A 12,224-nucleotide genomic window follows, 5' to 3' on the forward strand; every position below is an offset into this window, starting at 1 on the left:
GCCACGCGATGTGGCAGGATTGGCTACAGCGGAAGAGACGACAAGAGAGCACATGGGAGCAAGGGTTGCATTTTTTCCTGATTTTCAAAAGTTGGAAAATTATTTTTCCTGTAGGAAAATTTCTGTTAGCACATCTGCATCCGCATCCGCCTTGGGAGGCCATGCCTTGAAGATCACTGCCATCACCGCGTTCCCCTTTCGCCTGCCGGTGCGGCGCGATTTCAAGTGGGCAGGCCTTATCGCCGATCTCGGTGGTTTCGTGGCGGTGCGGGTGGAGACCGAAGGCGGCGTGACGGGCTTTGGCGAGGCAACCCCGCTGCCCGATTGGGGTGGAGACTGGGGGCGCCGCTGTGGCGAGACGCAGGCCAGTGTGGTGCAGATGATCGAGCAGGTGCTGGCCCCCGCGCTGGTCGGCCTGGATGCCACGGCGGTCACCGCCGCCCGCGCCGCGATGGACCGCGTGCTCATCGGCAACAGCTATGCCAAGTGCGCGATCGACATTGCCCTGCACGATGCCTGGGGCAAGATCGTGGGCCAGCCGGTCTACAAGCTGCTGGGCGGCGCCGTACGCCCCAGCGTGCCCGTGGCGCACATGATCGGCCTGATGCACGAAGCCGAAGCGCTCGACGAAGGGCTGGGCGCGGTGGCCGATGGCGTGCACGCGTTGCAGATCAAGGGCGGGGTCGATCTGGCGCGCGACGTGCGGCTGGTGGCGGCGCTGCGCCGCGAATTGGGCCCCGACATCACGCTGCGGCTCGATGCCAACCAGGGTTACGGCCATGGCAAGGCCGCCACGCAAGCCGTGCTGCGCCTGGCCGAGGCGGGCGCCAGCCTGGTGGAACAACCCACCACTGGCCTGCCGTTCATGGCGGCTGTCACGGCGGTGGCGCCGCTGCCGATCATTGCCGATGAAAGCTGCTGGGACATTCACGACGCACTCGATGTGGCCGAACGCGGAGCAGCCGATTGCCTGTCGATCTACCTGGCCAAGGCCGGTGGCTTCGTCGGTGCGGGCGGAGTGGCGCGGGTGGCCGCCGCCCGCAAGATGGCCTGCGATGTCAACGGATCGATCGAATCCGCCATCGGCACGGCCGCCAACGTCCATTTCGCCCTCGCCCATGGCGCGGTCACGCTGGGCGCGGTGATCGCAATCAGCGCGCCGGCGGGCACCCATCCCTGCCGCATCGCCGGCCGCTATTACGAAGACGACGTGCTGGCTGCGCCCATGGCCGTGGCCGATGGCGCGATCCTGCCGCTTGATGCGCCGGGCCTCGGCATCACCGTGGACGAGGACAAGCTCGCCCACTACCGGTGCCACTGACCATGGCCGGCTATCGCATCGCGGCCGACATCGGCGGCACGTTTACCGACATCGCCTGCCTTTCGCCCGATGGCACGCTGACCACCGCCAAAGTGCCGACCACGCCGGGCGACTACGCCCGCGCCATCCTGGCCGGCATTGCCGACGTGGCCGCGCGGCTCGGCCTGCAACCGGCCGATTTTGCCGAGATCCTCCACGCCTCCACCATCGCCACCAACGCGATCCTCGAAGGCAAGGGCGCGCGCACCGCGCTGGTGACGACCGAAGGATTTCGCGACGTGCTGGAAATGCGGCGTATCCGCGTGCCGCGTCTCTATGACCCCCTCTATCAAAAGCCCGCCCCGCTCAGCCCGCGCCGCCTGCGGCTGGAAGTGCCCGAGCGCATGGGGCCACGCGGCGAAGTGATCCGGCCGCTCGACACCGGCGCGCTGGTCCAGGTGGCGCAAGCCCTCGGCCAGGCCGGGGTGGACGCAGTGGCGGTGTGCTTCCTGCACAGCTACGCCAATCCGGCGCACGAGGCCAAGGCTCTGCAAATCCTCAAGGAAGTGCTTCCGCCCGAAACCTTCCTGTGCGCCAGCCACGAAGTGTTGCCCGAAATTCGCGAATACGAGCGGACCAGCACCACCGTGGTCAACGCCTATATCGGCCCCGTGGTCAGCGCCTATCTCGGCGCCTTGCAGGAACGGCTGATAGCCGCCGGGCTCGATGGACGGCTGTTGATGATGCAGTCGAGCGGCGGGCTGCTTGATGTCGCCCAAGTCATCGCACGGCCTGCCACGGTCGTGGAAAGCGGTCCGGCTGCGGGCGTGGTCGGCGCCGCGCGCCTGGGCGGCGGCGCCGGGCACGGTCATGTCATCACCTTCGACATGGGTGGCACCACGGCCAAGGCCTCGCTGATCGAGCATGGGCGCCTTGCCACGACCGACGAATACGAAGTGGGCGGCGGCATTTCGATGTCGAGCGCGCTGGCCAAGGGCGGCGGCTATGCCCTGAAACTGCCGGTGATCGACGTGTCCGAAGTGGGCGCGGGCGGGGGCAGCGTGGTGCGGGTGGATGCTGGCGGCGCATTGAAAGTGGGGCCGGAAAGCGCGGGCGCCGTACCCGGCCCGGCCTGCTATGCCGCCGGCGGCACCCAGGCCACCGTCACCGATGCCAACGTCGTGCTGGGCTATCTCAACCCCGTGGCGCTGGCCGGCGGCACCGTGCCGATCGACGCCAGCCTATCGCGCGCGGCGATCGATGCTGCCGTGTGCCAGCACCTGGACTGCACGCTGGAAGAGGCCGCATGGGGCATCCACCGCCTGGCCAACGCCGCGATGATGCGCGCGGTCAAGGCGGTTTCCACCTATCGCGGCCGCGATCCGCGCGATTTCGCGCTGTTTGCGTTCGGCGGCAATGGCGGCATCCACGCCGCCGCGCTGGCCCGCGAACTGGGCATGGCCCAAGTGATCGTGCCGCCCGGCGCCGGGGTGTTTAGCGCGGTAGGCCTGTTGTTCACCGATCACGAAGTGAGCCGCTCGGCCGCGCTGGGCCGCCCCCTGGCCGACGATGCCGAAACCCTCGCCGCGATCACGCGGGCGCTGGCCCGGCTGGATGCCGATGTGCGGACCGAACTCGGCGCGCATCCGGCACTGACGCTGCGCGGGCGGGCAGACTTGCGCTATCACGGGCAAGGCTTCGAACTGGGTGTGGACCTGCCGCCCGGTGCGATCACCCCCGCCTGGATCGAGGCGCTGCGCACCGCGTTCGAGGCTGAGCATCGCCGCTCCTATGGCCACGACCTGGGGCCGCATCGCATCGACCTGGTCACCCTGCGCGCGATCGGCACGATCCCGCCGCAAGGCCCTGCGGCTATCGCCCCGGCTGTTGCCCAAACGCCTGCCCCGGCCCCGGAAACCACCCGCGCCTGCTGGTTCGGGCCAGAGCACGGGCGCATCGCAACCCCGGTGATCGATCGCACCGCGCTGCGCCTTGAGCCGCGCGCCGGGCCGTTGATCGTGGAGGAATACGAGGGCACGACCGTGGTGCCGCCCGATGCCACGGCGCAACGCGACACGGCGGGCAATATCGTGATCACCCTTGGCGCAGGAGCCACCCATGTCGCGTGATGTCGATCCCATCCTGCTCGAAGTGTTCAAGAACGGGTTCGAGGCCGTGGCCGACGAGATGGCCCTGATCCTCATGCGGACGGCGCACTCCCCGATCGTGCGCGATGCGATGGATTTCTCCACTGCCTTGTGCGACGCGGCCGGGCAGAACCTGGCCCAGGGACTGACCACGCCGATGCATCTGGGCAGTTTCCACGATGCCATGCGCCACCTGATCGGCGAATATGGCGCCGATATCGCCGACGGCGACGTGTTCATCGGCAATGACCCCTATCTCGCCTCGGGCCAGCACCTGCCCGATATCTATGTGATCCGGCCGATCTTCCACGCCGGCACGATCCACGGTTGGGCGGCCACGATTGCCCACCATGTCGACGTGGGCGGCCTCGTGCCCGGCAGCAATTCGTTGAGCGCGGTGGAAATCCACCAGGAAGGACTGCGCCTGCCGTTCGTCAAGCTCTACCGCGCCGGCCGGCCCGATCCGGTCGTCACCCGCCTGATCGCCGCCAACGTGCGCACGCCCGATCAGGTACTCGGCGATATCGAGGCGCAAGTGGCCGCTGCCCATGCCGGCGCACGCGGCCTTGTCGCAATGATCGATCGCCATGGCGCGCAGACCATCGCCGCGTATGGCGCCGCGCTGCACGATTACGCCGAACGCCTGGCGCGCGCCGCCATCCGCGCCATTCCCGATGGCACCTATCGCTTCGAAGACCATATCGACGGGCTGGGCGACAACCCGCAGCCCGTGCTGTTTCGCCTGGCGCTGACCGTGGCCGGCGAGGAAGTCACCGCCGACTGGACCGGCACGGCGCCGCAAGTACGCGGCGGCATCAACGCGCCGATCTCGTTCTGCAAGTCCAACGTCTATGCCGCGCTGCGCTCGGTCATGGGTGCCGACGTGCCCAACTGCCATGGTTATACCCGGCCGATCCACGTGGTCGCGCCCGAAGCCAGCGTGCTCAACTGCACCTATCCCGCCCCCTGCGGCGCGCGCGGCATCACCGGGTATCGCATCGTCGATTGCGTGTTCGGCGCGCTTGCCCAGGCCGTGCCCGACAAAGTCGCCGCCGATGGCGCGGGCGGCTCCACCCTGCCCAGCTTCAGCGGCCGTATCGACGGGCGCACGTTCGTGTTCTCGGAATGCGTGATGGGGGTGTGGGGCGCGACCAGCGAACACGACGGCCAGGAAGGCGTGCCGCACATGGCATCGAACCAGGCCAACGTGCCGATCGAGACGATCGAGGCCGATTACCCCATCCGCATCGAACGCTATGGCCTGGTGGCGGACAGTGGCGGGCCGGGTCGCAACCGGGGTGGTCTGGCCGTGCTGCGCGAATATCGCATGCTGGCCGACGATATCTTCTTCGGCGTGCGCTCGGACAAGGTGATCCACCCGCCCCATGGCCTCCAGGGCGGCCGCGCCGGCACACCGGCCAGCAACCTGCTGGAACGCAGCGGGGGCTTGCGCATCCTGCCGGCGATGCCGACCACGCCGTTCCTGCTCCAGACCGGCGAAGTCTATCGCCACGTCATGGCCGGCGGTGGCGGCTTCGGCTCTGCGCTGGAGCGCGCGCCCGACCGCGTGCGCGAGGACGTGCTCGATGGCCGTGTCAGCCGCAGCCACGCCCGCGATGCCTATGGCGTGGTGATCACCGCCGATGGCACGCTGGATGAAGAAGCCACCATCGCGCTGCGCAGCCGCATGGCGCCCCTTGCCGCCACCCCGCGTCCCGCCGGCCGGGAGACACGGGCATGAGCGCGATCCACACCAACCCCCGCCCGGTCTCCGCGCTCGATCCATTCTCGGCCGAATTCCGCGCCGATCCTTTTGCCGCCTATGCCGAGCTTCGCGCCACCGGCCCGATCGTGTGGCTGGAACAATACGGTATCTGGGTGGTGCAGCACCATGCCCAGGTGAAGGACGTGCTGACCGACTGGCGCCGTTTCAGCAATGCCGGTGGCGGCGGGTTGACCAACTATTTCAAGGAACCCAACTGGCGCCAGCCCAGCATCATCCTGGAAGTGGACCCGCCCGAACACGAGCGCACCCGCAAGGTCATGATGCGGGTGATCAATGCCAATGCCATCAAGTCCCTGCGCGGTGGGTTCGAAACCGTGGCGCGTCGCCTGGTCGATGCCGCCCTGGCCCAGGGCGAGATCGAGGCGGTTTCCCAACTCGTCCAGCCCTTCCCCCTCACGGTCTTTCCCGATGCGGTGGGCATGCCCCCGCTCGATCGCGAAATCATGCTGGTCTATGGCGGCATGGTGTTCGGCGCGTTCGGCCCACGCACGGCGTGGTACGACCAGTTGATGGAACGCGCCGAGGAAGTCTCGGCCTGGATCGACGCGCACTGCGCCCGCGCCGCGCTGACCGATGATGGCCTGGGCGCCGGGATCTATGCCGCGGCCGACGCGGGCGAAATCACCCACGACGAAGCGCGCCTGCTGGTGCGCTCGTTCCTGTCGGCCGGGGTCGATACCACGATCGATTCCATCGGCCTGGCTTTGCGCGCGCTGGCGCAGCATCCCGAGCAATGGGCGCTGCTGCGCGCCGATCCCACGCTCGCGCGCAACGCCTTCGAAGAGGCGACGCGCTATGACAGCTCGTCGCAAAGCCTGTTTCGCACCACCACGGAATCGTTCGAATTTGCCGGGCAAACATTGGCACGCCACGAAAAGGTGCTGGTGCTGATCGGCTCGGCCGGGCGCGATCCGGCGGTGTGGGACGAACCCGATCGCTTCGACATCCGCCGCCGCCTGACCCACCAGGTCGGCTATGGCACCGGCATCCACGGCTGCGTGGCCCAGATGATGGCCCGCCTGGAAGGCGAAGTGTTCTTTCGCGCGCTGGCCGAAAGGGTCGGCACTCTCACCTGCACCGGCCCATCGCAATTGCGGCTGGTGCCGGGGCTACGCGGGCTGTCCAGCCTGCCCCTGGCCCTTGCTGCCTGACGGAGAAGACAACACCATGGCCACCGTGATCGTTGCTGGCGGCGCCACCGGAATCGGCCGCGCCAGCGCCCTGGGCTTTCGCGCGCGGGGCGATGATGTCGTGCTGATCGACCATCGCGAGGAAGCGGCGCAAGTCGCGGCCGAGGATCTTCCCGGCCGCTGCCTGTTCATGGCCGCAGATCTGGCCGATCCCGCAGTGCCGGCCCGCGCCGTGGCACTGGCGGTGGAAACCTTCGGCGGGCTCGACAGCGTGCTGGTGACGGCGGCCCTCATGCAATCGGCGGCACTGGCGGAATGGACGCCGCAGATGTGGGCGCAATCGGTCAACCTCAACCTGGCCATGCCGTTCTTCCTGGCCCAGGCCGCCGCGCCACACCTGCGGCGTTCGGAAAATCCGTCGATCGTGCTGATATCCTCCACCGGCGCGCTGCGCGGCCACGCCGGCATGTCGGCCTACCAGGCCACCAAAGCCGCCCTGCCTGGCCTCACCCGCAGCCTGACTGCCGAACTCGGCCCCGATGGCATCCGCGTCAATTGCATCATGCCCGGCTGGATCGAAACACCATTCAACGATCCGTTCTGGCAGTACCAGCCCGATCCGGCCGAAAAGCGCCGCGCCATCGAGGCGCAGATCCCCCTGCGCCGCCAGGGAGAGCCCATGGACGTGGCCAGCATGGTGCTGTTCCTGTGTTCCCCGCAAGGGCGCTATATCGCCGGCACGTCGATCGTGATCGACGGCGGCTATACGGCGGTCTGAGGCCATGGCCCACACCCACGGCTGGCGCCTGGCAGACAGCTTTTCCTCCGCCGTGCGCCCGGCGCTGCTCGGCAGCCTGGGCGCGGTTTCGGCCGCGCACCCCCTGGCCGTCGCCGCCGGGCAAGCCGCGCTGTTCGCCGGAGGTTCGGCGGCCGATGCGGCCATTGCGGCACAGGCCGTGCTCTGCGTGCTGTGCCCCGATGCCTGCGGACTGGGCGGCGACATGTTTGCCCTGGTCGCCGATCGGGCGCAGACTGTGGCGATCAACGGTGCCGGCACGACGCCCCAGGACGCCACCACCTTTGCCGACGATGGGCCGCACAGTGTGACTGTGCCGGGCCTGGCCGGCGGCTGGGCCAAGCTGCATCGCCGCTGGGGGCGCCTGCCCGCCGCCACCGTGCTCGCCCCGGCCATTCGCCTGGCGCAGGATGGCCATCGCGTTTCGCCCACGCTGGCCGCGGCGGTGACGGCGCAGCGCGCGCGGCTGCTCGCCCATGGCGCGGCGGCGTGGTCATTGCTGGGCCTTGCCGCAGGCGATCGCCTGGTGCAGCCCGAACTCGCCGCCTTGCTGCGCAGCCTTGCCCACGATGGCTTCGATGCGTTCTACACCGGCGCGCCTGCGGCCGCCATTGCCAACGCTCTGGCACGCCAGGGTGGCGCGATGGACCGGCGCGACCTGGCCCGCCATGTTACTCATATCGGCCCGGCGCTCACCGTGCCCTATGCCGGGTGCGCCGTGGCGGTGCAGCCCCCGCCCACGCAGGGCGTGCTTCTGGGCATGGTGCTCAAGGGCATGACCGCGCAGGCCCCGGCCGATGATGCCGGGTCCGATCACACCGCCGTGGAATTGACCGAGGCCGCCTTTGCGTGGCGCGATGATGCCGCGCAACTGGGCGCCGCGCTGCTCGACCAGCCGCTGCCGATCGACCCGCAACGCGCCGCGCGGCGTGGCGGTCCGCGCGCCTATCTCCACACCGCCGGGGTGGCGACGGCCGATGCCGATGGACTGGTGGTCTCATCGCTGGTTTCGGTGTTCGACGATTTCGGCAGTTGCGTCTTCGTGCCCGAACTGGGCATCACGCTCAACAACCGCGCCGGCGGCTTCACCCGTGGCGCCAATGCCCCGGCTGCCGGCAAGCGCCCGGTGCACACCCTGGCCCCGGCGCTGGTGCGCGGCCCGCAAGGCTGCCTGGCCTTGGCCACACCAGGCGCCGATGGCCAGGTGCAGACCCTGTTGCAAGTGATTGACCGCACCTTGCGCCGGGGGCACGACCTGGCCAGTGCCATCGCCGCGCCGCGCTGGCGCAGCGAAGGGGCGCATCTGCTGATCGAGGAAGGCCATCCCCAGGCCGCTGCCCTGGCCCGCCGGGGCCATGCCCTGGCCCCGCTGCCACCGGGCCAGATGCGCTTTGGCGCGGTCGCCTGTGCAGGCCTGAGCGATGGCACGCCCCTGGCCGTGGCCGATTGGCGGCGCGATAGCTGGGCCGGTGTCGCCTGACACCAGCCCACGCCGCACCATTACCTCGCCTTGGCCCGCGCGCGAAAGGCGTGGAGCAGCGGCTCGGTATAGCCGCTGGGTTGCGCTTCCCCGGCAAAGACCAGCGCACGCGCCGCCTGGAAGGCCAGGCTGCCCTGTGGATCGGTGGCCATCGGGCGGTAGGCCGGATCGCCCGCGTTCTGGGCATCCACGCGCGCGGCCATGGCCAGCAGCGCCGCATCCACCTGTTCAGCGGTGATCACGCCATGGCGCAACCAGTTGGCCAGGTGCTGGCTGGAAATGCGCAAGGTGGCGCGGTCTTCCATCAACCCCACGTCATAAAGATCGGGCACCTTGGAACAGCCCACACCCTGGTCGATCCAGCGCACGACATAGCCGAGCAGGCCTTGCGCGTTGTTGTCCACTTCGGCCTGGATCTCTGCCGCGCTCCATGGCCGATCGGGTGCGATCGGCACGGTCAGCAGATCGGCCAGCGGGGCCAGTGGCTCGGCCAGGCGCGCTGCCTGGCGGGCGGCCACATTGATGCGGTGATAATGAGTGGCGTGCAGCACGGCGGCGGTGGGCGAAGGCACCCAGGCAGTGTTGGCGCCAGCCTGCGGGTGCACGGTCTTTTGCGCCAGCATGTCGGCCATGCGATCGGGCATGGCCCACATGCCCTTGCCGATCTGGGCCTTGCCGGCCAGGCCACAGGCCAGCCCGATCTGCACGTTGCGGTCTTCATAGGCGGCGATCCACGGCGTGGCTTTCATCTGCGCCTTGCGCAGCATCGGCCCGGCACGCATAGCGGTATGGATTTCGTCACCCGTACGGTCGAGAAAGCCGGTGTTGATGAACATCACCCGGTGGCGCACCGCGTGGATGCAGGCGGCCAGGTTCACGCTGGTGCGGCGCTCTTCGTCCATCACGCCGATCTTGATGGTGTGCCGGGCCAGGCCCAGCAGGTCTTCCACCGCATCGAGCACGTCGTTGGCGAACGCGCATTCGGCCGGCCCGTGCATCTTTGGCTTGACGATGTAGATCGAGCCGCTGCGGCTGTTGCGATGGCGCCCGCGCCCCTGCACGTCGACCAGGCCGATCAGGCTGGTGACCACCGCATCGACCAACCCCTCGGGCGCATCCTGCCCATCGGCCAGGCGCACGGCGGGCGTGGTCATGAGGTGGCCGACATTGCGCACCAGCAGCACCGAACGCCCAGGCAGGGTGAACGGCCGGCCATCAGGGGCAACATAGCTGCGATCGTGCGCCAGCCGCCGTGTCTGCGTGGCGTCGCCCTTGGCAAAGCTGGCCTCAAGATCGCCGCGCAGCAGACCCAGCCAGTTGGCATAGGCGGCCACTTTGTCTTCCGCATCGACGGCGGCGATCGAATCTTCCAGGTCGCAGATCGTGGTCAGTGCCGCTTCCACCACGATATCGGCAAGGTGCGCACGGTCGGTCGCGCCGATGGGGTGGGCCGGATCGATCACCAACTCGATATGCAGGCCATTATGGCGCAGCAGGATGTTGGCGCCCGCGCGGCCGGCCCATTGCGCCGGGTCGGCCAGCACCGGATCGCCGCCCGTCCAATCGGCCCACGAACCCTGCGCCAGGGGCACGGCCTGGTCCAGGAACGCCCGGCCCCAGGCGATCACCTGAGCACCGCGCGCCGGGTCATAGCCGGTGCCTGCCGCCGTGCCCGGAATGGCATCGGTGCCATAGAGGGCATCGTAAAGGCTGCCCCAGCGCGCGTTGGCGGCATTGAGCAGGAAGCGCGCGTTGAGGACCGGCACCACAAGCTGCGGCCCGGCCAGTTCCGCCAGCTCCGCATCCACGCCCCATGGGTCCACCTGGAACGGCAGCACCTCGGGCACGAGATAGCCGATCTCGCGCAGGAAGGCTTCATGCGCTGCGGCGTCGAACGCCTGGCCAACCCGTGCCTCGTGCCAGGCGTCGAGCGCCTGCTGCAAGCGCTCCCGCTCGGCCAGCAGGGCGCGGTTTTGCGGCGCAAAGCGTTCGAGCAGCGCGGCAAAGCCGGCCCAGAACGCCTCGGGCGCGATCCCGCTGCCGGGCAACGCCTGGTCTTCGACAAAGGCGGCCAGCGGCGCCGCCACGGCCAGCCCGGCCCTGGTTGTCATGATCATCGAGCGATCCTGCGGGGCTTAGCGCTGCGGCGCCTTGGCCAGAATCGCGGCGGTGGTGGTGTGGGTGTTTTGCGGCGTGGGCGCGGGCATCTGCTGCACGCGGCGGATGTTGCGACCATGGCCCTTGGCATCAGTGCAAAGCTGCCCGTCGCGCATCACGAAGCGGCCGCGTACCAGGGTGTGGATCGGCGCGCCCTGCGCCACCCAGCCCTGGAATGGGGTGGAATTGCCCTTGGACTGCAAATCCGCAGAATCGACCACGGTTTCGCGGTCGAGATCCACGATCACGATATCCGCATCCGATCCGGGCAGCAGTGCGCCCTTGCGCGGATAGAGGCCAAAGGCCTTGGCCGGGGCAAGCGAGGTCATCTTCACATAGTGCGTGATGGTCATGCGGCCCGAAACCACCTGGCTCAGCATCAACGGCATCTGGGTCTGCACCCCTGTAAACCCGCAGTCGGCAGTCCAGATATCGTCACGGTGCTTTTCATCGTGGCTGTGCGGCGCATGGTCGGTGGCGATCATGTCGATCGTGCCATCGGCCACGCCGGCCCAAAGCTGGTCCTGGTGAACTTTCTCGCGCACCGGCGGATTGACGCGGATCAGCGACTTCTTGTCGGTATAGGCGTGCTCGTCGAGCAGCAGGTAATGCGGGCAGGTTTCGGCGGTGATATCCACCCCGCGCAGCTTGGCTTCGCGCAAGGGGCGCAGTTCGTCGCCCGAGGAAACATGCAGGATGTGGATGCGCGCGCCGGTCCATTCGGCCAGGATCGCGGCGCGGGCCACCGCTTCCACCGCCACGACCGGCGGCCGCGCATCGAGGTGGGCCAGCGGGTCGCAGCGCCCGGCGGCCATCAGCTTCTTCTGGCGGCGCGCCATGATCGAGGCGTTTTCGGCGTGCAGTGCCACGCGATAGCCATGCTTGGCGACGATCTCGAACCCTTCGAGGATCGCGCCCGAAGGCGGCGAGGGCAGATTGCCGAAGGTATTGCCCATGAAGCACTTGAACGCGGCCACGCCGCCTTCGATCAGGGCTTCGAGTTCATCGATGTTGGATTCGCCCAGCAGGCCATAGATGCCGAAATCGACATAGGCGGTTTCGGCCTGCTTGAGCTTGAGATTGAGCGCCTCCACCGTGCCGGTCGGCGGATTGGTGTTGGGCATTTCGAACACCGTGGTCACCCCGCCCATGGCCGCGCTGGCCGTGCCGGTTTCCCAGGTTTCCTTGTGGGTATACCCCGGATCGCGGAAGTGCACGTGCGCGTCGATCGCACCGGGCAGCAGGTACTTGCCGGTCGCGTCGAGCACCTCGGCCGCTTCGGGCATGGCATCGGCCGCGCCGATGGCGAGGATGGCACCATCCTTGATGGCCACCGATGCGGCAAAGGTGGTGCTGTCGGTTACCAGCGTGGCGCCGTGGATGACGAGATCGGCAAGCATCGGGAAATCTTTCTGTCTAAAAACGGGA

8 protein-coding genes are annotated in these 12,224 nt (G+C 68.4%); 6 read left to right on the forward strand and 2 right to left on the reverse strand.

Going from position 1 to position 12,224, the window contains the following annotated elements:
• The first annotated feature begins 166 nt into the window (after positions 1–166).
• From IE191_RS06575 to IE191_RS06600, 6 genes are read left to right on the forward strand one after another with little or no spacing between them, the layout of a single operon-like run.
• Positions 167–1,321: a mandelate racemase/muconate lactonizing enzyme family protein gene (locus IE191_RS06575; RefSeq protein WP_191323541.1), complete on the forward strand. Its 1,155-nt coding sequence runs from the start codon at positions 167–169 to the stop codon at positions 1,319–1,321.
• A gap of 2 nt (positions 1,322–1,323) precedes the next feature.
• Complete coding sequence (locus IE191_RS06580; RefSeq protein ID WP_191323542.1) at positions 1,324–3,429, forward strand: hydantoinase/oxoprolinase family protein; 2,106 nt, start codon at positions 1,324–1,326, stop codon at positions 3,427–3,429.
• Positions 3,419–5,188 (forward strand): hydantoinase B/oxoprolinase family protein, encoded by a 1,770-nt coding sequence (locus IE191_RS06585; protein ID WP_191323543.1) that lies wholly within the window; start codon positions 3,419–3,421, stop codon positions 5,186–5,188. The genes IE191_RS06580 and IE191_RS06585 overlap by 11 nt, the downstream gene beginning before the upstream one ends.
• Positions 5,185–6,384, forward strand: a complete 1,200-nt coding sequence (locus tag IE191_RS06590; RefSeq protein ID WP_191323544.1) for a cytochrome P450 — start codon at positions 5,185–5,187, stop codon at positions 6,382–6,384. The genes IE191_RS06585 and IE191_RS06590 overlap by 4 nt, the downstream gene beginning before the upstream one ends.
• 16 nt (positions 6,385–6,400) lie before the next feature.
• The gene (locus IE191_RS06595; protein WP_191323545.1) at positions 6,401–7,141 is read left to right on the forward strand and encodes an SDR family NAD(P)-dependent oxidoreductase; all 741 of its coding nucleotides are present in this window, start codon (positions 6,401–6,403) and stop codon (positions 7,139–7,141) included.
• Between the two features lie 4 nt (positions 7,142–7,145).
• On the forward strand, positions 7,146–8,639 hold the full coding sequence (locus tag IE191_RS06600; RefSeq protein ID WP_191323546.1) for a gamma-glutamyltransferase: 1,494 nt from the start codon (positions 7,146–7,148) through the stop codon (positions 8,637–8,639).
• Positions 8,640–8,659: 20 nt separating this feature from the next.
• Here IE191_RS06600 and IE191_RS06605 read toward each other — a convergent pair whose 3' ends face one another.
• Complete coding sequence (locus IE191_RS06605; RefSeq protein WP_191323607.1) at positions 8,660–10,750, reverse strand: malate synthase G; 2,091 nt, start codon at positions 10,748–10,750, stop codon at positions 8,660–8,662.
• A gap of 24 nt (positions 10,751–10,774) precedes the next feature.
• Complete coding sequence (allB, locus tag IE191_RS06610) at positions 10,775–12,196, reverse strand: allantoinase AllB (protein ID WP_191323547.1); 1,422 nt, start codon at positions 12,194–12,196, stop codon at positions 10,775–10,777.
• Positions 12,197–12,224: the final 28 nt, after the last annotated feature.

Source organism: Novosphingobium pokkalii, assembly GCF_014652855.1.
Lineage (GTDB): Bacteria > Pseudomonadota > Alphaproteobacteria > Sphingomonadales > Sphingomonadaceae > Novosphingobium > Novosphingobium pokkalii.